The organism is Kitasatospora sp. NPDC056181, from assembly GCF_042266225.1.
GTDB lineage: Bacteria > Actinomycetota > Actinomycetes > Streptomycetales > Streptomycetaceae > Kitasatospora.
In genome coordinates this window covers 1-21,525 of record NZ_JBHJUK010000096.1, presented here as the reverse complement: position 1 = coordinate 21,525, position 21,525 = coordinate 1, and the positions used below count along the sequence as shown (strand labels likewise).

Genomic DNA, 21,525 nt, shown 5'->3' with positions numbered 1-21,525 from the left:
ACCGGCAGTCTCACCACCCTCACCGCGAGCGGCACCGACACCGCCCCGCAGCGGCCGGCGGGGCACCCGGCGACACAGCCCCCGGCAGGGCACCCGGCGACGCAGCCGCCGGCGTGGATCCGGCGCAGGACGGGAAGGGCGCCCGGGGTTCCCGGCCCGGACGCCGTACCGGGGCCGGCGGCGTCACCGCCCGGCCCCGGCCCGCTCCCCCGTCCGCCCCCTCCGCGCTACCGGTCGCGCAGGTCGGCGATCCGGCGGATCTTGCCGACCGAGCGCTCCAGGCTGTACGGGTCCAGGACCTCCACCTCCACCGTCACCCCGACACCGTCCTTGACGGCCCGGACGATCTCCGCCCCGGCGGCCTCCCGCTGCTCGGGGGCGGCGTCCGGACGGGCCTCGACGCGGACCGTCATGTGGTCCATCCGGCCGCGGCGGGTCAGGCGCAGCTGGAAGTGCGGCGCCACGGCCGGGGTGCGGAGCAGGATCTCCTCGATCTGGGTGGGGAAGACGTTCACCCCGCGCAGGATGATCATGTCGTCGCTGCGCCCGGTGACCTTCTCCATCCGCCGGAACGCCGGACGGGCGGTGCCGGGCAGCAGGCGGGTGAGGTCGCGGGTGCGGTAGCGGATGACCGGCAGGGCCTCCTTGGTGAGCGAGGTGAAGACGATCTCGCCGCTCTCGCCGTCCGGCAGCACCTCGTCGGTGAGCGGGTCCACCACCTCGGGGTAGAAGTGGTCCTCCCAGATGTGCAGGCCGTCCTTGGTCTCCACGCACTCCTGGGCGATGCCCGGGCCCATCACCTCGGAGAGGCCGTATATGTCGACGGCGTGGAGGTCCATCCGCTCCTCGATCTCGCGGCGCATCTCCTCCGTCCACGGCTCGGCGCCGAAGACGCCGACCCTCAGCGAGGTGCCGCGCGGGTCGACGCCCTGCTTCTCGAACTCGTCGAGCAGGGTGAGCAGATAGGACGGGGTGACCATGATGATCTCGGGCCGGAAGTCCCGGATCAGCTGCACCTGCCGGGCCGTCATGCCGCCCGAGGCGGGGATCACGGTGCAGCCGGCCCGCTCGGCGCCGTAGTGCGCGCCCAGGCCGCCGGTGAACAGCCCGTACCCGTACGCGACGTGCACCTTGTGACCGGCCCGGCCGCCCGCCGCGCGGATCGAACGGGCCATCACGTCCGCCCAGACCGAGAGGTCGTGCTCGGTGTAGCCGACCACGGTGGGCCGCCCGGTGGTGCCGCTGGAGGCGTGGATCCGGCGGACGTCCTCCATCGGGACGGCGAACATGCCGAACGGGTAGGTGTCCCGCAGGTCGGCCTTGGTGGTGAAGGGGAAGCGGGCCAGGTCGGCGAGGGTCCGGCAGTCCTCGGGGCGCACGCCGGCCGCGTCGAACTTGCGCCGGTACAACTCGACGTTGTCGTACGCGTGCCGCAGCGTGCGGCGCAGGTGGGTGAGCTGGTGCGCCCGCAGCTCCTCGCCGGTCATCCGCTCGCCGGCGTCCAGCAACTCGTCGGGGAGCGGCTCGCCCAGACGCGTCCGCGCGGGCTCCGGGCCGGTCGCTCTGCTGCTCATCGCGTCTCCTCAGCCGTCCGGGGGCCCGAGTGTGGCGTTCGCCGACCGACCATTCGGTCAGCCCTCGAACAAGGCCAAGTAATCCAGCCGCCGCACCGGCTGTCAAGGGTTGCCACGCAGGTCGGGGCCCCGCCGGGGCGGCGGGGCTCTGCGGGACCGGGGCGGCGGGGCTCTGCGGGACCGGGGCGGCGGGGGCTCAGTGTCACGGGGCGGGCGGGGCGCTGCCACGGGGAGGCACCGGGGTGCTGCCGCAGCGGCGGCGGGATGCTCCGCGAGCGCCACCGCGGGGTGCCGTACAGGCCGGGGCATGACGAAGGACCGGGGCGGCGGGCGGTGGGCGTATGTCGAAAGTCGGGAGTGGATCTCTGCCGAACGGCAGATGGCAACGGACCGCCGGTCCGGAAGGCTCGTCCGCGTCACCACCGGGCCGACCGAGAAAGCGGAACGCATGCTCGAACTGATCGACATCACCAAGGTCTACAAGGGCGGCAAACGGGCCGTCGACGGCCTCTCGCTGCATCTGGGCCCCGGCCTGCTGGGACTGCTCGGCCCCAACGGCGCGGGCAAGTCCTCGCTGATGCGGATCGTCGCCACGGTGACCAGGCCCACCTCCGGCCGGCTGCACTACCGGGGCGCCGACGTACTCGCCCGGCCCGAGCTGCTCCGCCGCCATCTCGGGTACCTGCCCCAGGACTTCGGCGTCTACCCCAACCTGACCTCGCGCGAGTTCCTCGGCTACCTCGCCGCCGCCAAGGGGCTCTCCGCCCGTTCGGCGCGGGCCCGGATCGAGGAGCTGCTCGCCCTGGTCAACCTGACCGAGGCGGTGAAGCGGCCGCTCGGCGCGTACTCGGGCGGCATGCTGCGCCGGGTCGGCATCGCCCAGGCACTGCTGGCCGACCCGCAGGTCATCGTGGTCGACGAACCCACCGCCGGCCTCGACCCGGAGGAGCGGGTGCGGTTCCGCAACCTGCTCAGCGAGCTCTCCGCGGAACGCGCGGTCCTGCTCTCCACCCACATCGTCCCGGACATCGAGTCCGTCGCCTCCGACATCGCCGTCGTCGCCGGCGGCCGGCTGCTGCGGCGCGGCACGCCCGAGCAGCTGGCCGGAGAGCTGTCCGGGCAGGTCTGGGAGTTGCTCGTCGAGCCGGGCGCCGTCACCGCGCTGCAGGGCCGGTACCCGGTCAGCCGGATGGTGCGGACGGCGGACGGGGTCCGGCTCCGGCTGCTCGCCGACCGGGCACCCTCCGGCGACGCCGTCCCGGTCGCACCGGACTTGGAGGACGCCTACCTGGGCATCGTCCGGCAGGCGGCTCCGGCCCCGTCCGGCGGAGCCACGCCGGACGGCCCGCGTCGGCAGGCGGTGCGGCGATGACGGCGCGCGCCCTGGTCGGCCTGGCGGCCGGAGACTTCCGCGACCGGGTACGGCGCCCCGTCTACACGGTCACGCTGCTCGCCGCCGTCGGCCTCGGCTACCTGGCCGTCCCGCCGGCCGGCGGGCACTGGGTGATCCTCGCGGTCGGCCGTCACCGCGGCGAGTACAACAGCGCGTACGTCGGGCTGGCGACGGCCCTCGCAGGTGCGCTCTGGCTCACCGTCGGCGGGTTCTACGTCGTCCGCAAGGGCATCGGCCGGGACGAGGAGACCAGGGTCGGCCAGATCCTCGCCGCCACCCCGCTGCGCACCTCCGCCTACCTGGTGGCGAAGTTCCTCGGCAACCTGCTGGTGCTCGGCTCGATGCTGGGCGTCCTGGCACTCACCGCGGCCGCCATGCAGCTGGTCCGCGGCGAGCACCGCGCGATCGACCCGGTGGCGCTGCTGACGCCCTTCGTGGTGACGGCCCTCCCGCTGCTCGCGGTGACCGCCGCGGCGGCCGTCCTCTTCGAGACGCTGCCGCTGCTGCGCGGCGGAGCGGGCAACGTGGCCTGGTTCCTCGTCTCCCTGGTCGTCGTGGTCGGCGGGCAGTCCCCGGGTGCACCGTTCGGCGGGCTGGGCGTCGGCCAGGCCGCCGGGTCGCTGCGCGCGGCCGCCCTGGCCGCCGGGGCCGGGCCGATCGAGGGCCAGGAGTTCAGCCTCGGGCTGACCAAGGTGGACACCCCGCTGGCCCCGTTCCCCTGGGCGGGCGCCGGCTTCGACGGCGGATTCGCCCTCCAGCGGCTGCTGCTGGTGCTGCTCTCGGTGGCGCTGGTGGTGCTCCCGGCGCTCTGGTTCGGCCGCTTCGACCCCGCCCGCGGCCGTCCGGCGGCCGCCTCCGTCCACCCGGCCACCGCGGAGGCCGCCGCACCCGCCGCCCCTCCGGCCCCCGTCGCCCTGCCCCGGACGGCCCCCGCGTTCGGCGGCACCTTCGGGCGGCTGCTCGCCGGTGAGGTGCGCATCCTGGCCGGCGGGGTGTCGCCCTGGTGGTGGCTGGTCACGGCCGGGCTCACGGTGGCCGGCCTGACCGTCCCGATCGGCACGGTCACCGGGTTCGTCCTGCCCGCGCTCTGGGTCTGGCCGGTACTGATCTGGTCCGGCCTGGGCAGCCGGCAGGCCGAGAACGACCTGGAGGTCCTGGTGGGCGCCTACCCGGCCGCCCGCCGAAGGCTGCTCGCCGAGTGGGCGTCCGGCGTGGTGCTGGCCGCCGTGACGGGCGTGGCCCCGCTCATACGCCTCGCCGTCGCCGGGGACGCCGCCGGCCTGGCCGCGTGGGCCGCCGGAGCGCTCTTCGTCCCCTCCCTGGCGATGGCACTCGGCGTCCTCTCCCGCACCCACCTGGTGTTCCAGGCCCTCTACCTCCCGCTCTGGTACCTGGTGGTCAACCAGGTCGCCGCCCTCGACTACATGGGCGCCGTGCGCACGGCCGGCCACCTTGCCGGGCCCGCTCCCGTGCTCGTCCTCGCCGCCGCCCTGGCCCTGCTGGCCACCGCCTTCGTGACCGGCGCGGCCCGCCGGGAGGTGAGGGCGACGAGGTGAGGCGTCGGGGAGCGGCGCGGCCCGCTGGCCACCGCCTTCGTGGCGGCCCCGCCCGTGCCGGCCAGCGTCCGGGGCCTCCCCGGAGTACGACGGGAGGCGCGTCTCGTCGTCGGGCCGCCGCAGCGCGCTTGCGTCCTCCTCAGGTACCGGGTCAGGAACCGCGCTGCCCCGTGATGCGCAGCGCGACCGCGATGTGGCTGTACCCGGGCACGGGCGACCCGACGGCCTTCTCGTAGCGCACGGCGTCGGCGATTCCGAGCTTCTCGCCCGTGGCGAGCGTTCTGTTCGCCGTCCACAGGAGCGTGCGCAGCTGTTCGTTCTCGACGTCGAGCAGCGGGGCGACGGGCTCCAGCGGGACGCCGGTGCGAAGACGCCAGTCGGCCACCGCGGCCCAGAAACCGGTCACGGTGTCCCAGCAGACCGCGCTTCGGGGTCCGAGCAGCAGGCGTATCCCGTCGGGAGACCGAAACGTGTCGAGACCGTGGGACACGACGTTCTGGAGGTTCTCCAGGAAGGTGACGACGAATTCGTACTCGGCCTCGTCCGCCAGCAGTTCCTCGACGACCGCCAGTACCTCGGCGGTCGCGCCGTGGTCCCGCCGGGCGACCCGGAAGGCGACCTGTCGGCAGACGTCGAGGTCGTCGGTGGCGTCGACCGTTCCGGGCTCGACGGCTGCCATGTCGAGGAGCCGCCGTGACCGCCCGGCCGGCCGTCGTCGCCAGGGGATTCGCATGGTGCTCTGCTCCGCTCACGCTGATGGTGATCTTGGTCGCCTGTGGCGGTCAGCATGGCACGGCATTCCGCGCGGTCCGCACCGGGGTCGGTCGGCACGGCTCCGCGGGGACGTCTCCCTCGCGGGCCCGCGGCTCCGGCAGGACACGGGAGCCGGCGCTGCCGCCGCCCGGGCCGCTCCTGGGTGGACACACGGGTGCCGGGCACACGGGTGCAGGCACGTCCGGGCACCGGGTGACGGGTCACCAGGTGCGGGCGGCTGCCAGGAGGTGGTCACGGACGCGGGGAAGGTGCGGGTTGGCAGGGGTACCGGGGCGTTGGACGAGGTAGCCGGTGTTGATCGGCGGGTCCTCGGGGTCGTCCAGCTGCACGAGGGTGCCGGAGTCGAGCAGGGGTGCGCAGAGGTAGCGCGGGACGACCGCGAACCCGGCACCGGCGGCCACCGCGGAGACGACCCCTCGCAGGTCGGGCACGGTGAGCGCGGCACGACAGTTGAGGCGTCGGCCGAACACGTGGCGCCAGTAGCGGCGCACGATGGGCAGGTCCTCGGCGTACGCGACGAGCGGCACCTCGTGCAACGCGGCCGGGCCCTCGGCGGCGAGCCGGCCGTGCAGGCGGTCGGCCCAGACGGGGGCGGCGACGAGGACGAACTCCTCGTCGCCCAGCGGAACGGCGGTCAGGGTACGGCCACGCGGGCGGGTGGTGGCGATCACCAGGTCGTGGCGGCCCGCGCGCAGCTCCTCCAACAGCGGGTCGGTCAGCCCGGCGGTCACCCGCAGCCGGACCCCGTCGGCGACCAGCGGGGCGAGGGCGGGCAGGACGAGGGTGCAGAGCAGTTCGGCGGGGCCGGCCAGGTGGACCGGTTCCGCCCCCGTCTCGGCCCGGGCGCCCGGCCCGGCGGCGGCCGCGAGCGCGTCGAGCGGTGCGGCGATCCGGGCGGCCAGCTCGTCGGCGACGGGCGTCGGGGCCACTCCGCGCGGCCTCCGCTCGAACAGCTCGCGCCCGCCCTGCCGTTCCAGCGCGCGGATCTGGGTGGTCACGGTCGGCTGCGACAGTCCGAGCACCTGGGCGGCGGCCGTGAACGAGCCGGCCCGGTAGACGGCCAGGAAGGTCCGCAACAGGTTGAGGTCGGCCTGCCCGGCCAGCGCCGTCGGCCGTACGGCAGGCCCGGCGGACGCCGTCGTCGGCGCGGCAGGCCCGGACGGCGGCCCTGCGGGCAGGCCGGGTGCGGTGTGGTCGCGGTCGTTCACCCGGCCAGCCTACGACCGGACGCCCATAGGCATTCCTATGGCAGCCATCGGCTCTGCCATTGGTGAGCTGCGGATCGACCGGCCTATGGTCGGATCCAACCTCCGGGCCCCGCCGGGCCCGCCTTCAGAGAAGAGCTCCCCGCATGTCGAAGATCCTGTTCGTCGTCACCGGCGCCACCTACTGGACGCTCGCCGACGGCACCCGGCACCCCACGGGCTTCTGGGCCGAGGAGGCCGTCACCCCTCACGAGGCGTTCACGGCCGCCGGTCACGAGGTCACCGTCGCCACCCCCGGCGGCGTGGTCCCGACGGTCGACCAGGGCAGCCTGGCCCCCGAGGTCAACGGCGGGCCGGAGGGCGCCGAGCGGATCACGGCCGGCCTGGAGGCCTTCACCGGTCTGCGGTTGCCGGTCAAGCTGGAGGACGTGGACCTCGCCGACTACGACGCCGTGTTCTACCCCGGTGGCCACGGCCCGATGGAGGACCTCGCCGTCGACCCGGTCTCCGGCCGGCTGCTCGCCGACACCCTGGCCTCGGGCAAGCCGCTCGGCGTGGTCTGCCACGGCCCGGCCGCTCTGCTGGCCGCCACCCGCGCCGACGGCACCAACGTCTTCGCCGGCTACCGGCTGACCGGCTTCACCGACGCCGAGGAGACCCAGGCCGGCCTCGCCGACAAGGCGAAGTGGCTGCTCCAGAGCCGGCTGGTGGAGGCGGGTGCCGACTTCCAGGAGGGCGAACCGTGGGCCCCGCACGTGGTCGTCGACCGCAACCTGGTGACCGGGCAGAACCCTGCCTCCTCCGCCCCGCTCGCGGCCGAACTGCTCAAGAAGCTGGCCTGAGACCCGAAGCTCCGACCGCCGATGACGGCCTCCGATGACGGCCGCCACTGCCGACAGCCACTGTCGGCCGGAACGCCCGATCGGCAGCCCCCGACCGCCTCGGCCCCGCGCGGTCACCGGGCGCCGGACACCGGGCAGCGGGCAGCGGGCAGCGGGCGCCGGACACCGGGCACCCCGGCACCCCGGCACCGGGTGTGAACGCCGGTGGCGTCACCGCCGGAACTCACGCACCAGGTCCTGCGCGCCGCCGCTGACCACGGCCGTCACCGGGAGGCCCGCTGCGGCGAGCAGGCTGGCCGCGACGGTGGCCCGGCGGCCCCGGCCGCAGACCGTCCAGAACTCCCGGCCGGGCGGCAACCCGTCGATCCGGCCGGGCAGTTCGGTGAGCGGGATGGCGAGAGCACCGGGTACCGGCGGGTCGGCGGCGGGCCGCACGTCGAGCACCTGGACCGGCAGCCCTCCCTGCGGCCCGGCAGCCCCACCCGCAACAGCCCCACCCGCAACAGTCCCACCCGCGACGGCCGGGCCCGCAACAGCCGGTCTCGCGACGGCCGGGCTCGCAACGCCCCCACCCGCCAGAGCCCGTCGCACCTCGGAGACGTCCGCCGTCCTGATCGCGGCCAACGGGCGCCCACTCGCCCTCCAGCGTTCCACACCTCCGTCCAACTGCCCCACCAGTCTGGCGTCGTAGCCGATCCGGAGCAGCTGGAGGACGGCTTCGCGGGCTGCGTCGGCAACCGGCTCCGGCAGCACCAGGACCAGCGGCCTGTCCAACGGCACCACTTCACCGACCAGTGCCGCGAAGGAGCCGTCCAGCTCGTCGCCGAGCGACCCCGGCAGGTGGGCGTCGGCGAACGCCCGGCGGTCCCGCGCGTCGACCACCAGCGCGCCGCGCCCGAGGGCCAGTTGGACCTCCTGGGGCGTGAGCGCCAACAGCTCGGGCGGGCCGCCGAGGACAGCCGGGCCGGCCCGGTTCAGCGGCCCCATCTGCCGGTAGTAGGCGGGCGCCGGCGGCAGGCCGAGCATGCGGGTGGCCACGAACGCGTCCTCGTCGGCGGTCAGCAGTGCCGGGTTGGCAAGCCGCTGGTCGCCGACCGTACTGGTCCGCTCGCCGGTCACCGCACCGATCGAGCACGAGCTGCCGGCCCCGTGCGTGGGCAGCACCCTTGTGCCGGAAGGGAGTTGGGCGAGGCGCCGGAGCGAGCGGTACTGGGCGCGGGCCAGTTGCTCCGTCCGGGCGGCGCCGGAGAGGTCGGTCCGGCCCGCACTGCCGACCAGCAGGCTGCCCCCGGTGAACACCGCCGTCGGCAGCCCCTCCCCCGACCCGCCGTCGAGAACCAGGTAGGCGGTGTGCTCGGCGGTGTGGCCGGGTGTCTCCAGCGCCTGGACGCACAACCCGCCGAGGGTGATCTCGTCGCCCTCCGCCAACGGCAGGTGGTCGAAGTCGTACCCGGCCCGGGCCGGCCCCGCGACCGTCGCCCCGGTGGCGGCCCGGACCTCCAGGGCGCCGGAGAGGTAGTCGTTGTGGACGTGGGTGTCCAGGACGTACCGGATCCGCAGCCCGCGCGCCTCACAGGAGGCGAGCAGGGGCCAGCAGTCCCGCTGGGGGTCCACCACCAGGGCCTCGTCGCCGGAGGTCAGCAGGTAGCTGGTGTCGCCGAGGGCCGCCGTGGTGACGGGTTCGATGCTGTTCCCGCCCGCGCCGCTCCTCATATCGCTGCCACCTCCTCGTGCCGGTGCCGCCCAGTGATGCCGGTGACACCACCTCGCGCCGACGCCTCCTCGTGCCGGTACCGCCCAGTCATGCCGGTGACACCACCTCGCGCCGACGCCTCGTCGTGTCGGTACCACCTCGTCATGCCGGCGCCTCCTCGTGTCGGTGCCGCCCCGTCCGGGGACCGCCCTCCTCCGGGGCCTTTCCCGTGCCGCTCCCCCGCCGTTCCCGCGCGCCGCGCGGACCGCCGACCACCACGACCTCCACCCCGGCCACCGGGTTGCACCCGTACCCCTGCTCGTTCCACGGCGTCCGCAGCGGCTGGGTGCGCCCCTCGGCGTCGGTCGCCCGCGCCAGCAGGAGCCGCGGCCCCGGCACCCGCGGCGTCCACCGGTACGCCCACTCCGCCCAGGCGTACGGTCCTGCGGCAGGTGCCAGTTCGGCCGGTCGCCACCCGCCGCTGCCGACCCGCACCTCCACCCGGCGCACCGGAACCCCGCCCGACCAAGCCCGCCCGCGCACCGTGCAGAGGAGGCCCAGCGGCAGCCGTGCCCCGGGCGCCGGTCCCGTGATCAGCGACTTCACCCGGATCTCCCTCACCGGGCCCTCGGGCGTCCCGTCGCGGACGCCGCGCGAGCGCCGGTAGACGTACTCCTCGGCCTGGAACGGTCCGGTGAACGGCCGGGCCACCGCCTCCACCCCGACCAGCCACTTCACGTCCGCCACCCCGTAGTGGCCGGGCACCAGCAGCCGGACGGGCGCACCGTGGCCGGGCGTGAGCGGGGCGCCGTTCATGTGTGTGGCGAGCAGTGTGTCGGTGTGAAGGGCCAGGCCGGCCGGCAGGCTCCGCGCGAAGGCGGTGCGGTGGCCGTTCAGCTCGCCCTCGTCCGCGCCGGTGAACACCAGCTCCACCGTCTCCGGCCGCAGACCGGCCGACGCCAGCACCGTCCGCAGCGGGACCCCGGTGAAGCGGGCGCACCCCACGGCCCGCTGCGCCCACGGCAGGCCGGGCGGGCGGGGCTCCATCAGGCTGCGGCCGTTCCCGGCGCACTCCACCACCACCTCCAGCTCGCGCCCCGGAAGGGCCAGCAACTCCTCGTACCCGAGGTCGAGTTCGGTGTCCACCAACCCGCTCACCCGCAACCGCCAGCCGGCTCGGCGCAGGTGCGGAACGCCGAAGTGGTCGCGGACGAAGAACGCGCGGGTGGGCGTGAGCGGCTCGGCCAGCGCCGCCGCCGGCGTCTGCGCGTTGTACGGCTCGGTGGTGACCGTCTCGGGCGCCCAGCGTGGGGCGGTCGTCCCCTTGCGGGCTGTCGTCGTCATCCCGGCTCACCACCTGTGTGCGTCCGTCATGCGTGCCCCCGTGCCTGCCCCCGTGCGTGTTCCCGGCGCCTGCCCCCGTACCCGAACCCCACGCCTGTCCCCGTGCGAAGCCCAGCGCGCCGGGATCCCTGCGCCCGAAACCCCCGTGCCCGAAGCCCCGTGCCGGCCCACTGGCCCACCGGCCCGCCACCCACCGCACCCCGTCGTCGGCACCCCGTCGCCCTCACCCCGGCCCACCTCCGCCCCCGACCGCCACCCGCCCCGGCTCCCGTACCCGGGCCAGCGCACGCCGGGCGCCGAGCGTCTCGAAGACCGCCGCAGCCTCCGCCCGCAGCCGCCGGTCCGCCTCCTCCGCCCCGGCCCTGGTCCCTGCCCCGACGGCCACCGCCACCGCCTGGGCCTTGGCGCGCGCCGCCCAGTACGGCTGCCCGGCCCGGCCGTACAGACCGGCCGCCGCCAGGTGGTGGGCCCGGGCGCCCTCCGGGTCACCGCGGGCCGAGCCCAGCGAGCCGTGCGCGGACTGCGCCATCGCCCGCCAGGCCGAGCTGTCGAACCGGGCGGCCACCCGCTGCGCCGCCTCGGCGTGCTCGGCCGCGCCGTCCGCGTCCCCCAACGCCGCGAACGCCTCCGCCGCCACCGGGTGGAGCAGCGCCGTACAGCTCGGGCACTCGCCGTGCCGGGCCGCGTACACCGCGGCGGACCGCGCCGCGCGGACAGCCTCGCCCGGCTCGCCGCGCTCGACGGCGTCCAGCGCGGCGGTCGCGCAGAGCCGTCCGAAGGCGTGCCGGGAGAGCGGGGAGGCGGCGGCCGCGGCCATGCCGTGCCGCAGGTGGTCGGCCGCCTCGGCGCTGTCGCCGCGCCCGGCCGCGTACTCGGCGAGCCGCTGCCAGGGCAGTGCGTCGGCGCGGCCGCCGATCTCCTCGTAGAGGTGGGCGCTGCGTTCGAGGCAGCCGGGCGCCTCGTCCCAGTGGCCGCGCAGCAGCAGCGACTCCCCGAGCAGGCACCAGGCGAAGGCCTCCGCCCGTCGCGCACCGCGGGCGATCGCCAGGTCGAGAGTGTGCCGGGCGTACTCCTCGACGCTGTCGCTCAGGCCGTCCCCGTAGAGGTCGTACTCGCCGAGGCAGCAGTGGATGTCGAAGGTCCGGGCCAGCCGCTCGTCGTCGTCGGCGGTGGCTCCGAGCCGGTCGATCTCGCGCCGCAGGCCCTCCCGCCAGTCGCCGCGGGAGTGCTGGACGAGGGCGAGCGTCTCGTGGACGGCGGCCAGGTCGTCGGCGGTGCCGTGTTCCCCGACGAGGGCCATCCCGGCCTCGGCGGCCTGCTGGGCCTCCACGTAACGGCCGGACGCCCAGAGCCAGTTGGCGCGCAGACCGAGCAGCCGGCCGGTCTCGGCCGGATCGCCGCCGGCCTCGACCAGCGCCGTCCCGGCGGCTTCCAGGTGGGGTTCGGCGTCGGCCACCGACTCGCCGGCGAGGTGGGCGGTGGCCGCCTTGCGGTGCAGCCGCGCGGCCCGCAGGCCGGTGCCGTCGGCCGCCCGCCCGGTGAGGACGCCCGGCGAGGCGGGCAGGTCCACCACGGCCGGGGCGAGGGCGGAGCCGTACGCGGCGGCGGCGCCCGCGGTGTCGCCGGCCATCATCCGGAGGTCTCCGACGTGTTCCCAGAGTTCGCCGGTGAGTTCGGCCCGGACGTCGCCACCGGTCCGGACCTGTTCCCGGAGCCGCCGGGCGGCGGGCCCGGGGCGCTCGCGGCCCGGGGCGCGTTCCAGTGCGGCGGCCAGCCGGTCGTACTCGCGCAGCGCCTCGTGCCGCCGCCCGGCCAGCGCGTGCACCCGCATCAGTGCGAGGGAGGCGTCCTCGTGCAACGGGTCGGCGGCCACGGCCCGGCGCAGCGCCGCCGCGGCGCCGTCCAGGTCGGCGTGTGCCTCGCGCAGGCTGCCGAGCTCGACCAGGAGTGCCAGGTACTCGGCGTGCAGGGCCTGTTCGCGCTCGACCGCCCACTCCTCGTAGCGGTCCTCGGGCAGCAGGTCGCCGCCGTACCGGGCGACGGCGCGCTCGTACGCGTCGGGGTCCCGGCTGCGGCGGGCGTGCAGCGCGGCCTGCTCGAACTCCTGGACGTCGACCCCCAGCGGACCGCCGTGCAGGGCGAGGTTCTCGCCCGACTCCAGGTAGCGGTGGCGGGCGGCCCGGTCCGGGTCGAGGGTGTGCCGAACCTCGTGCAGGGCCTCGCGCAGCTGCTCGGCACCGGCCTCGGGCGGCAGTTCGGGCCAGAGCGCGGCGAGCACCTGTCCGTGGTGCAGCCGCTGGCCGGGGGCGAGCGCGAGCACCTTGACCAGGTTCCGGGACTTCCGCAGGCGCCACGCCTCGGCGGCGATCTCGCGCGGGCCCACCCGCACCCGGAAACCGCCGAGGAGACGGATACGCAGTTCGAGCATGCGCCGGACGCCTTCCGTACGGACACTACGAACCTACGTCGGCAACGCCCCACGGGCGAGTCCGGGCGCGGCACCACGCCGGAGCACCGCACGCCGGAGCACCGCACGTCAGGCCCCGCGCACGTCAGGCCTTCGCACGCCGGACTCGGCTGCACGCCGCCGCGTCACGTCAACGCGTCACACCGCCGGATCACGTGACCGGTTCACGCCGCCGGTTCGCGCCACCGCGTCACGTCACGGGTTCACGACACCGCGTCACGCCTCGGAGAGCGCCGACGCACCGAACTCGCGCACCGCGTCGGCCACGATGGCGTCCAGGCTGGCGTGGTGCGCGCCCCGCCAGTACGCCTGCCCGCATTCGGTGCACTGCGCGAACGCGTCGTACGAGCGCTCGGTGCCGTCCCGGAGCTGGTCCTGCACCGTCGACTTGGTGACGGTGCGCAGTACCCCGTTGCAGGTGGTGCACCGGCTCCAGGGGGCGAGCGGCGGCGCGAACCGGGACAGGACGTCCCGCAGCTGTTCGGCGGGCCGGTGGCTGTAGATGTAGGCGCCGGCCCAGAGTTCGCGGCGGCGCAGCAGGCCACGGTCGCGCGAGAGCATGACACGCTGTTCGGCGGCCGAGCGGGCGGCGAGCGCGGCGTCGCCGATGTCCGGGTTCTCGTAGGCGGCGTCGATGCCCAGCAGCCGCAGTCGGCGCGTCAGCGTGCCGAGGTGGACGTCGAGCAGGAACCGGACGGGGGCAGCCGCGGGCTGCGGCCTGGGTACCGCCTCCACCGAGATCCTCTCGCCGCCGACGGGGACGTACCCGACGCCCACCGGGCGGCCGTCCGCGGCCAGGGCACCGACCTCGGTGAGCGGGACGCCGAGCGACTCGACCACGTGCCCGAGCGTCGAGGCTCCGTCGGTTCGCAGCGCCGTGGGCGCCCCCCGCCGCGCCGAGGCGACGAAGAGGTGCAGCTCGGGGGCGAAGCTGAGCCAGATCTCCGGTCTCTCCACCCGGCCAGCATGCCAGCGGGCGGCCGTCGGCGGCCAGCGCTTTTCCCGCCGCCGGTCAGTCCGCCGGCCCCGTCCGCACACGGGACGGGAAGGGGCCGGCGTCCGGCGGTCCGGCGGTCCGGCGCGTTCAGGCGGTCCCGCGCGGTCCGGCGGTCCGGCGCGGTCAGGCAGTCCGGCGCGGTCAGGCCTGCGGCGCCCAGAAGGCGACCAGGCGGCCGACACCGTGCTCGACGCTCTTCCAGGAGCCGGTGAAGGTGAGCACCGCGACGGCGGAGGTGGGGAAGCCGGAGCGGTTCATCCGGGCGAGCAGATCGCCCTCGGCCTCGCCGGCGAGGGCGTCGGCCAGGGCGTGGGCGCCCGGGTTGTGGCCGACGAGGACGACGTCGGCCACCTCGTCGGACACCTCGTTGAGCAGGGCGATGATTTCGCCGAGGCTCGCCTCGTAGAGCCGGTCCTCGAAGACGGTCCTGGGCCGCCGGGGCAGCTCGGGGACCATCAGCTTCCAGGTCTCCCGGGTCCGGACCGAGGTGGAGACGAGTGCGAGGTCGGGCCCGATGCCCGCACCGGCCAGCCAACGGCCGGCGACGGGTGCGTCCTTGCGGCCCTGGTCGGCCAGCGGGCGCTCGTGGTCGTCGACGTCGCTCCACTCGGCCTTGGCGTGCCGGACCACGACGATCCTGCGGGTCGGTTCGGCGCTCACGACGGTCTCCTCTTCGTACGGGGATCGGTGCCCGGCCGACGCTACCCACCGGGTCCTCCGGTCACCGGCACGACAGCCGCCCCTCACCCGAAGAGGTGAGGGGCGGCGGGCCGCGGGATCAGGATCAGGATCAGCGGAAGGTGCGGAGCCGGAGGCTGTTGCCGACCACGAAGACCGAGGAGAAGGCCATCGCCGCCCCCGCGATCATCGGGTTGAGCAGCCCGGCGGCGGCCAGGGGCAGGGCGGCGACGTTGTAGCCGAAGGCCCAGAAGAGGTTGCCCTTGATGGTGGCCAGGGTCCGGCGGGAGAGCCGGATGGCGTCGGCGGCGGCCAGCAGGTCGCCCCGGACGAGGGTGAGGTCGCCGGCCTCGATGGCGGCGTCGGTGCCGGTGCCCATGGCCAGTCCCAGGTCGGCCTGGGCGAGGGCGGCCGCGTCGTTGACGCCGTCGCCGACCATGGCGACGACCCGGCCCTCGGCCTGGAGGCGCTGCACGGTGGCGACCTTGTCCTGCGGCAGCACCTCGGCGATCACGTCCACCGGCCTGATGCCGACCTCGGCCGCCACGGCCTGGGCCACGGCGGCGTTGTCACCGGTGAGCAGCATCGGGGTCAGTCCGAGGCCGCGCAGCCGGGCGATGGCCTCGGCGCTGGTGGGCTTGACGGCGTCGGCGACCTCCAGCACGGCCCGGGCCTCGCCGTCCCAGCCGACGGCGATGGCGGTCCGTCCCGCGGCCTCGGCACGGCGCTTGGCCTCGGCCAGCGGCGCCGGAAGGTACTGCGACCAGTCGGCGAGCAGCTGCTCGCGGCCGACCAGCACCGCGTGTCCGTCCACGACACCCTGGACGCCGAGTCCGGGGACGTTCTCGAAGCCCTCCACGGCGGGCAGCTCGCCCGCCTTCTGGGCGGCGGTGGCGACGGCGCGGGCGATCGGGTGCTCGGAGGCGTGTTCCAGGGCGCCGGCCAGGCACAGCGCCTCGGCCTCGATGACGCCCTCGGCGGTGTGGACGGCGAGCAGGGTCATCTGACCGGTGGTGACGGTGCCGGTCTTGTCCAGGACGATGGTGTCCACCCGGCGGGTCGACTCCAGGACCTCGGGGCCCTTGATCAGGATGCCGAGCTGGGCGCCGCGGCCGGTGCCGACCAGCAGTGCGGTCGGGGTGGCCAGGCCCAGGGCGCACGGGCAGGCGATGATCAGCACGGCGACGGCGGCGGTGAAGGCGGCGGCCCAGCCCTCGCCGGTGCCGAGCCAGTAGCCGAGGGTGGCCAGGGCCAGGGTGATGACGATCGGCACGAAGACGGCGGAGATCCGGTCGGCCAGCCGCTGGGCGGCGGCCTTGCCGTTCTGGGCGTCCTCCACCAGCTTGGCCATCCGGGCCAGTTGGGTGTCGGCACCGACCCGGGTGGCGCGGACGACGAGCCGGCCGCCGGCGTTGACGGTGGCGCCGGTGACGGAGTCGCCGACGGCGACCTCGACCGGCACGGACTCGCCGGTCAGCATCGACGCGTCCACGGCGGAGGCACCCTGGTCGACCACGCCGTCGGTGGCGATCTTCTCGCCGGGGCGGACCACGAACAGCTCGCCGACGGCCAGTTCGGTGGTCGGGATGCGGACCTCGGCGCCGCCGCGCAGCACGGTGACGTCCTTGGCGCCGAGTTCGAGCAGCGCCTTCAGCGCGGCGCCGGCGGTGCGCTTGGACCGCGCCTCGAAGTAGCGGCCGGCCAGGATGAACGCGGTCACGCCGGCCGCGGCCTCCAGGTAGATGTTGGAGGAGCCGTCGCTGCGGGCGATGGTGAGCTCGAAGCCGTGCCGCATCCCGGGCATTCCGGCGTTGCCGAGGAACAGGGCCCAGAGCGACCAGAGGAACGCGGCGCCGGTGCCGAGCGAGACCAGGGTGTCCATGGTCGCCGCGCCGTGCCGGGCGTTGGTCCAGGCGGCCCGGTGGAACGGCCAGGCGGCGTAGGTGACGACGGGCGCGGCCAGGGTGAGCGAGAGCCACTGCCAGTTGTCGAACTGGAGGGCCGGCACCATGGCCATCGCGATGACGGGGACGGCGAGCGCCAGCGCGGTGATCAGCCGCTGCCGCAGCGGGGCGAGTTCGTCCGCCTCCCCGGCCCCGGCCGCGGCGTCGGCGGGCTCGGCGGCGGCGGGGCGGGGCAGGACGGCGGTGTAGCCGGTGGCCTCGACGGTGGCTATCAGGTCCGCCACCTCGACTCCGCCCGCCACGACGACCTTGGCCTTCTCGGTGGCGTAGTTGACGGTGGCCTCGACCCCGTCCATGCGGTTGAGCTTCTTCTCGATCCGGGCGGCGCACGAGGCGCAGGTCATGCCGCCGATCTGGAGTTCCACCTCGGTGGAGGCGGGTGCCTGGGTGGTCATCTGGGCTCCTCGTGGGTCGTGGATCGGAGTGGTTCAGGTCCGGGGGCCGGGGCCGGAATCGGGGGTCGGGGCCCGGAATCCGGGGCCGGCCTCCGGGGCCTGCCCCCGGCCGGGTCCGGTTCACCCCTGGATACCCCCCAGGGGTTTCCCGGACCCGAAGGCCGGGGCGGGCGGCGGCGGGCTCAGGCGCGGCCGGTGAGCTCGTAGCCCGCGTCGTCGATCGCGGCGCGCAGGGCCGCCTCGTCCGGCTCGGCCTCGGCCGAGACGGTGACCAGGCCGGCCTGGACGTCGACGCTCACGGCGGTGACGCCGGCCAGGGCGGAAACCGCCTTGCCGACCGCCTGCTCGCAGTGGCCGCAGGTCATCCCGGCGACCGCGTAGACGGTGGTGACGGCGGCGGGCGCCTCGACCGTGGCGGTGGTGGAGCAGGTGCCGTTCTCGGAGCAGCAGGACATGGGATTCCTCCGGTGGTAGCAGTGCCGTTCTCCGATACCCAGTGGGGGTATCGGTCGGTGCATGGCTCCTTTATACCCCTGGGGGGTATCACTGGCAACCCCCGCCGACCGGCGCGCACCTGCCGCACCAAGTACTCCCCAGGGGTATCCGAGGGAAGAGTCGATCCCGCTTGACTCGATACCCCCTAGGGGTATCTACTGCAGACACCGAAGCGCCCACCCGACTACCGGAGGAGGCCCGCATGGCCGGCTACCACGACGACAAGGACCAGGTGATGCGCAGGCTGCGCCGCATCGAGGGCCAGGTGCGCGGGCTACAGCGGATGGTCGACGCCGACGACTACTGCATCGACGTCCTCACCCAGGTCTCGGCGACCACCAAGGCCCTCCAGTCGGTCGCCCTGCAACTGCTCGACAGTCACCTCGGCCACTGCGTCCAGGACGCCATCGCCCGGGGCGGCGGCGAGGCCGACGCCAAGGTCGCCGAGGCCTCGAACGCCATCGCCCGCCTGATGCGCGCCTGATGTCCGCCTGAGCACTGCCCGCCCGGCGCCGCACGCCCCCGGCCGATCCCCGCCACTCCCCCGCGCACGCCCGCGCCCACGCCCGCACCCCGCCCGCACCCGAAGGAGCTCCGCCATGAACGCCGCACTGAAGATCGCCGCCTTCGCCACCGGCCTCACCACCGCGTTCGGCGCCGCGTACGGGGTCGGCCACGCCACCGGTACCGGCCCGGCACCGCGCCCGGCCGCGGCCGCCCACGCCGGTCACACCGGCCACACCGGCCCGACCGGCCACGCCGCCGAGGCCCCGGCCGGGGCCGAGGCTGCGGGCGACCACCTGCCCGGCGGTCTCCAGGTCTCCGAACGCGGCTACACGCTCAGCCTCGACAGCCCCTTCGTCACCGCCGGCGCCCCGACCGACCTGCGGTTCCGCATCCTCGGCGCGGACGGCCGCCCGGTCACCGACTACCGCCCGGAGCACGAGAAGGAGCTGCACCTGATCGTCGCCCCGCGCGACCTCGCCACCTTCCAGCACCTGCACCCGACGCGGGCCGCGGACGGCACCTGGAGCGCGGCGGCCGCCCTGCCGACCGCGGGCGAGTACCGGGTCTTCGCCGACTTCACCCCGGCCGGCGCCGCCGAGGGGCTCACCCTCGGCGCCGACCTCCACGCGGCCGGCGACCTGCGCCCCGCGCCCCTGCCGGAGACCGGACGCAGCGTCGCCGTCGACGGCTACACCGTCACCCTCGGCGGCGACCTCACCCCCGGCCGACCCGCCCGGCTCACCCTCACCGTCAGCAAGGACGGCCGGCCGGTCACCGACCTCCAGCCCTACCTCGGCGCCTACGGCCACCTGGTCGCCCTGCGCGCCGGAGACCTCGCCTACCTCCACGTCCACCCGGAGAGCACGACGCCCGGGCCGGAGGTCGCCTTCACCGCGACCGCGCCCAGCCCGGGCGCCTACCGTCTCTTCCTCGACTTCAAGCACGGGGACACCGTCCGCACCGCGGCCTTCACCGTCGCCACCGGGGACGGCGCCCCGGCCACCGCAGCCCCGTCGACGGCTGCGGCGCCGTCGACCGCTGCGGCAGCGGCTCACCAGCACTGAACGACCGGAGCGCCTCGACCGGGGCACCTCGGCCGGAGGCACCTCCGCCGGGACACCTCTGCCGGGTGAGCCGCTTCACCCGGAGCGGCTCACCCGAAGCGCTTCAGCAACTCCTCGACGTACTCCTCCAGCCGCCCGGCGAGGAGCGCGGGGGTCAGGTCGGTCCGGCCGAGCTCGCGCCAGCTCACCCCCACCTTCTCCGCGTCGGGTGCGAAGGCGAGGGCGTCGAGCAGGCGCCAGTACAGGTGGTCGGCCGGCTCCGCCGCGAGGTCCCCGCCGGCCTCCAGGTAGCGGCCGGCGAACGCCATCCCGGCCGGCACGCCGTACAGCAGGGCCAACGCGGTGGAGCAGTGCGCGACGTCCAGGTCGGCGGGGCCCCAGGAGGTCTCCACCCAGTCCACCACACCGGTGATCCGCAGCTCGCCCGTACTCCCGCCGCCGCTGAACAGCACGTTGCCCGGGTGGTAGTCCCGATGCAGGAAGCGGCCCGGGAACGACGGCGGCGGGCGGCGGATCACCTCCACCGCCCGCTCCCACACCTCCGGACGCGCGCTCCCCGCCGGACGCCGCACGCCCTCCGGGGTCACCCACGCCTGGTAGTCCCGCGGCCGCGCGTCCTCCGGCACGTCGACGCGGTGGATCCGGACCAGTTGCCCGGCGAGCAGCCGGCAGCGCCGGTCCAGCTCCTCCTCGTCCACCCGGACGGTGCCCGGCAGCAGCGTCATCAGCAGCGACGGGTACGCGCAGAACTCCCCCGTCGCATCCACCCCGCGCAGCGTGGCCACCGGCACGCCACCGCCGTCCGCGCCGAGCAGGGTGAGGATGTCGGCCTCCCTGGTGAGCAGGCCTTCGGCATGCCGGAGGTAGAACGGCGCGACGAACGACCGGAGCACCAACTCCTCTGCGCCCTCCGGGCCTTCGACGCGCAGCCGACGCATCTCCGAGGTGAACCCGCCCCGCAGCCGACTGCTCCCGGTCACCCTGCTGCCGTCGGCCAGCCGTCCCGCGACCCATGCCCACGTCCGGGCCCGGTCCCGGTCCCGGTCCCGGTCCTGGTCCCGCTGCGCATCGTCGTGCGCCACTAATTCGCTCATGGCCGTCGAGCCTAGGCGAGGCCCGGCTACCTCCCCGGACGGCCCCGGCGGGCTCCGCCGGACTTCCCGCCCGACGCCTTGCCGGTACCCGGCCTGCCCCCGCCGGACTTCCCGCCCGACGGCTTGCCGCCGGCCGTCCTGCCTCCCGATGCCTTGCCACCGGCTGTCCTGCCGCCGCCCGACTTCCCGGCGGCCGCCTTGCCCGCACCGCCACCGCGCGGCCGGGCGCCCGGCGCCACGGGCTTCTCCTCGGACTGGGCGGTGCCCGCGCGACCGCGGGAGCTGTTGACCGTCCGGCCTCGGACGATGCCGATGAACTCCTCCACCAGGTCGGTCGTCCGGTCCTCCGGCCAGGAGAGCGCCACCTGGGACTGCGGCGCGTCCGGGACGGGCCGGTAGGTGAGGTCCCGGCGGTGGTGCAGCCGGGCGAGCGACTGCGGCACGAGCAGGACGCCGACGTTCGCCGCGACCAGCTCGATCGCGTCCGCCGTGGTCGCCGGACGCTCGATCGCGGGCCGCCCGGGGAGCTCCTGCCAGCCGAGGGAGTCGTCGACGGGGTGGAAGACGACCTCGTCGGCCAGGTCCGCCACCGGCACCTCCTCGGCCGCCGCCAGCCAGTGGTCCTTCGGGAAGACGACCACGGTGGTCTCGGTGTAGAGGGGGATCGCGCTGAGGCTGCCGCGGTCGACCGGCAGCCGGACGAGCCCGGCGTCCGCACCGCCGCCCAGCAGCGTGGGCTCGCCGTCCTCCACCGGCACGGCGAGCAAGGTGAGCGGGACGTCCGGCAGCCGCTGCTCCCAGACGCGCACCCACTTACCGGGCGTCACGCCGGGAACGTACACCAGCCGGAACGAGGGGTTCGCCTGCATCTCTGTCACGCAGCAAGGCTACCGACCGTGATCGGGGCCGCCACTCACTCGCTTACCCTAGTGACCATGACATCGCTCAAGCCGAAGACCACCCAGACCATGAAGCCGGCCACGGCGGCCAAGAAACTGGGCATCTACCTCGACGCCGCCCCCGCCGACTTCCAGGAGGGCGTGGTCTCCCGCGAGGAGCTGAACGCCCTGCAGGCCGAGCCGCCGCAGTGGCTCCAGGACCTGCGCCGCAACGGCCCGCACCCGCGCCCGGTCGTCGCGGCCAGGCTCGGCGTCTCCGTCTCCGGCCTGGCCCGCGGCGGGGTCTCCGAGGCCCTCACCACGGAGCAGATCGACGCCCTGAAGGAGTCCAACCCGGACTGGCTCGCGCGCGAGCGCACCATCCAGGCCGAGGTCCGCCGGGAGGCCGTGCGGGTCAAGGAGAAGCACGAGAAGGAGCAGCAGAAGCAGGCGGCCCCCCAGGCCACGCCGGCCAAGTCGGCCAAGAAGCGCTGACGCACACCGGTCGGGCGGCGCCGGCGGGGCCCCGCCCCCCCGGCCCGGGGGGGGCCGGACCGCCGGGGGCGGGGCGGCGGGGGGGGGCGAATAAAAAAAAGACGCAGCCG

Annotated in this window: 18 protein-coding genes; 6 read left to right on the top strand and 12 right to left on the bottom strand. The window is 75.3% G+C overall.

Annotation, left to right across the window (positions count from 1 at the left end):
* Positions 1 to 227: 227 nt before the first annotated feature.
* On the bottom strand, positions 228 to 1,574 hold the full coding sequence (gene paaK, locus ACFC1F_RS29480; RefSeq protein WP_376162805.1) for a phenylacetate--CoA ligase PaaK: 1,347 nt from the start codon (positions 1,572 to 1,574) through the stop codon (positions 228 to 230).
* A 448-nt stretch (positions 1,575 to 2,022) separates the two neighbouring features.
* On the opposite strand from paaK, the gene ACFC1F_RS29475 reads away from it, so the two are divergent.
* Positions 2,023 to 2,946 (top strand): ATP-binding cassette domain-containing protein, encoded by a 924-nt coding sequence (locus ACFC1F_RS29475; protein ID WP_376162803.1) that lies wholly within the window; start codon positions 2,023 to 2,025, stop codon positions 2,944 to 2,946.
* On the top strand, positions 2,943 to 4,523 hold the full coding sequence (locus tag ACFC1F_RS29470) for a hypothetical protein (protein WP_376162801.1): 1,581 nt from the start codon (positions 2,943 to 2,945) through the stop codon (positions 4,521 to 4,523). Before ACFC1F_RS29475 ends, ACFC1F_RS29470 begins: the two co-directional genes overlap by 4 nt.
* A 151-nt stretch (positions 4,524 to 4,674) precedes the next feature.
* On the opposite strand, the gene ACFC1F_RS29465 is transcribed toward ACFC1F_RS29470, so the two are convergent.
* Both ACFC1F_RS29465 and ACFC1F_RS29460 read right to left on the bottom strand, forming a co-directional pair.
* A complete protein-coding gene (locus tag ACFC1F_RS29465; RefSeq protein ID WP_376162799.1) occupies positions 4,675 to 5,202 on the bottom strand; it encodes a hypothetical protein in 528 nt (175 codons plus the stop codon).
* Between the two features lie 295 nt (positions 5,203 to 5,497).
* Entirely contained in the window at positions 5,498 to 6,400 is a 903-nt protein-coding gene (locus tag ACFC1F_RS29460) for a LysR family transcriptional regulator (RefSeq protein WP_376162823.1), read from the bottom strand.
* A 248-nt stretch (positions 6,401 to 6,648) separates the two neighbouring features.
* Between ACFC1F_RS29460 and ACFC1F_RS29455 the strand changes: the two genes are divergently transcribed.
* On the top strand, positions 6,649 to 7,344 hold the full coding sequence (locus ACFC1F_RS29455; RefSeq protein WP_376162797.1) for a type 1 glutamine amidotransferase domain-containing protein: 696 nt from the start codon (positions 6,649 to 6,651) through the stop codon (positions 7,342 to 7,344).
* Positions 7,345 to 7,554: 210 nt separating this feature from the next.
* Here the strand turns inward: ACFC1F_RS29455 and ACFC1F_RS29450 are convergent, their stop codons facing one another.
* The 7 genes from ACFC1F_RS29450 to ACFC1F_RS29420 all read right to left on the bottom strand — a co-directional run bounded on the left by ACFC1F_RS29450 (position 7,555) and on the right by ACFC1F_RS29420 (position 17,337).
* Positions 7,555 to 9,057 (bottom strand): rhodanese-like domain-containing protein, encoded by a 1,503-nt coding sequence (locus ACFC1F_RS29450; protein ID WP_376162795.1) that lies wholly within the window; start codon positions 9,055 to 9,057, stop codon positions 7,555 to 7,557.
* Between the two features lie 142 nt (positions 9,058 to 9,199).
* Positions 9,200 to 10,381 carry a sulfite oxidase gene (locus ACFC1F_RS29445; protein ID WP_376162793.1) on the bottom strand — a complete coding sequence of 394 codons (1,182 nt, stop codon included), beginning with the start codon at positions 10,379 to 10,381 and terminating at the stop codon, positions 9,200 to 9,202.
* A 223-nt stretch (positions 10,382 to 10,604) separates the two neighbouring features.
* Positions 10,605 to 12,809: a BTAD domain-containing putative transcriptional regulator gene (locus ACFC1F_RS29440; RefSeq protein WP_376162791.1), complete on the bottom strand. Its 2,205-nt coding sequence runs from the start codon at positions 12,807 to 12,809 to the stop codon at positions 10,605 to 10,607.
* A 255-nt stretch (positions 12,810 to 13,064) separates the two neighbouring features.
* Complete coding sequence (locus tag ACFC1F_RS29435) at positions 13,065 to 13,805, bottom strand: Mut7-C RNAse domain-containing protein (RefSeq protein ID WP_209410422.1); 741 nt, start codon at positions 13,803 to 13,805, stop codon at positions 13,065 to 13,067.
* A 181-nt stretch (positions 13,806 to 13,986) separates the two neighbouring features.
* The gene (locus ACFC1F_RS29430) at positions 13,987 to 14,505 is read right to left on the bottom strand and encodes a histidine phosphatase family protein (RefSeq protein WP_376162789.1); all 519 of its coding nucleotides are present in this window, start codon (positions 14,503 to 14,505) and stop codon (positions 13,987 to 13,989) included.
* A 130-nt stretch (positions 14,506 to 14,635) separates the two neighbouring features.
* A complete protein-coding gene (locus tag ACFC1F_RS29425) occupies positions 14,636 to 16,882 on the bottom strand; it encodes a heavy metal translocating P-type ATPase (protein WP_376162787.1) in 2,247 nt (748 codons plus the stop codon).
* A gap of 182 nt (positions 16,883 to 17,064) precedes the next feature.
* A complete protein-coding gene (locus tag ACFC1F_RS29420; protein ID WP_376162785.1) occupies positions 17,065 to 17,337 on the bottom strand; it encodes a heavy-metal-associated domain-containing protein in 273 nt (90 codons plus the stop codon).
* Between the two features lie 146 nt (positions 17,338 to 17,483).
* Between ACFC1F_RS29420 and ACFC1F_RS29415 the strand changes: the two genes are divergently transcribed.
* Positions 17,484 to 17,861 (top strand): metal-sensitive transcriptional regulator, encoded by a 378-nt coding sequence (locus ACFC1F_RS29415; protein ID WP_376162822.1) that lies wholly within the window; start codon positions 17,484 to 17,486, stop codon positions 17,859 to 17,861.
* Between the two features lie 115 nt (positions 17,862 to 17,976).
* Positions 17,977 to 18,948 (top strand): hypothetical protein, encoded by a 972-nt coding sequence (locus tag ACFC1F_RS29410; RefSeq protein ID WP_376162783.1) that lies wholly within the window; start codon positions 17,977 to 17,979, stop codon positions 18,946 to 18,948.
* 89 nt (positions 18,949 to 19,037) lie between these two features.
* Here ACFC1F_RS29410 and ACFC1F_RS29405 read toward each other — a convergent pair whose 3' ends face one another.
* Both ACFC1F_RS29405 and ACFC1F_RS29400 read right to left on the bottom strand, forming a co-directional pair.
* On the bottom strand, positions 19,038 to 20,042 hold the full coding sequence (locus ACFC1F_RS29405; protein ID WP_376162781.1) for a phosphotransferase family protein: 1,005 nt from the start codon (positions 20,040 to 20,042) through the stop codon (positions 19,038 to 19,040).
* Positions 20,043 to 20,068: 26 nt separating this feature from the next.
* Positions 20,069 to 20,920, bottom strand: coding sequence for a LysR family substrate-binding domain-containing protein (locus tag ACFC1F_RS29400; protein WP_376162779.1), 852 nt, complete (start codon positions 20,918 to 20,920; stop codon positions 20,069 to 20,071).
* A gap of 57 nt (positions 20,921 to 20,977) precedes the next feature.
* Between ACFC1F_RS29400 and ACFC1F_RS29395 the strand changes: the two genes are divergently transcribed.
* Positions 20,978 to 21,415 carry a DUF5997 family protein gene (locus ACFC1F_RS29395; RefSeq protein ID WP_209410416.1) on the top strand — a complete coding sequence of 146 codons (438 nt, stop codon included), beginning with the start codon at positions 20,978 to 20,980 and terminating at the stop codon, positions 21,413 to 21,415.
* Positions 21,416 to 21,525 lie beyond the last annotated feature (110 nt).

Excerpts from the sequence above, each read along its gene's own strand:
- paaK (WP_376162805.1), bottom strand. The coding sequence starts at position 1,574 with ATGAGCAGCAGAGCGACCGGCCCGGAGCCCGCGCGGACGCGTCTGGGC.
- ACFC1F_RS29475 (WP_376162803.1), top strand. The coding sequence starts at position 2,023 with ATGCTCGAACTGATCGACATCACCAAGGTCTACAAGGGCGGCAAACGG.
- ACFC1F_RS29470 (WP_376162801.1), top strand. The coding sequence starts at position 2,943 with ATGACGGCGCGCGCCCTGGTCGGCCTGGCGGCCGGAGACTTCCGCGAC.
- ACFC1F_RS29465 (WP_376162799.1), bottom strand. The coding sequence starts at position 5,202 with ATGGCAGCCGTCGAGCCCGGAACGGTCGACGCCACCGACGACCTCGAC.
- ACFC1F_RS29455 (WP_376162797.1), top strand. The coding sequence starts at position 6,649 with ATGTCGAAGATCCTGTTCGTCGTCACCGGCGCCACCTACTGGACGCTC.
- ACFC1F_RS29450 (WP_376162795.1), bottom strand. The coding sequence starts at position 9,057 with ATGAGGAGCGGCGCGGGCGGGAACAGCATCGAACCCGTCACCACGGCG.
- ACFC1F_RS29445 (WP_376162793.1), bottom strand. The coding sequence starts at position 10,381 with ATGACGACGACAGCCCGCAAGGGGACGACCGCCCCACGCTGGGCGCCC.
- ACFC1F_RS29440 (WP_376162791.1), bottom strand. The coding sequence starts at position 12,809 with ATGCTCGAACTGCGTATCCGTCTCCTCGGCGGTTTCCGGGTGCGGGTG.
- ACFC1F_RS29425 (WP_376162787.1), bottom strand. The coding sequence starts at position 16,882 with ATGACCACCCAGGCACCCGCCTCCACCGAGGTGGAACTCCAGATCGGC.
- ACFC1F_RS29420 (WP_376162785.1), bottom strand. The coding sequence starts at position 17,337 with ATGTCCTGCTGCTCCGAGAACGGCACCTGCTCCACCACCGCCACGGTC.
- ACFC1F_RS29410 (WP_376162783.1), top strand. The coding sequence starts at position 17,977 with ATGAACGCCGCACTGAAGATCGCCGCCTTCGCCACCGGCCTCACCACC.
- ACFC1F_RS29405 (WP_376162781.1), bottom strand. The coding sequence starts at position 20,042 with ATGAGCGAATTAGTGGCGCACGACGATGCGCAGCGGGACCAGGACCGG.
- ACFC1F_RS29395 (WP_209410416.1), top strand. The coding sequence starts at position 20,978 with ATGACATCGCTCAAGCCGAAGACCACCCAGACCATGAAGCCGGCCACG.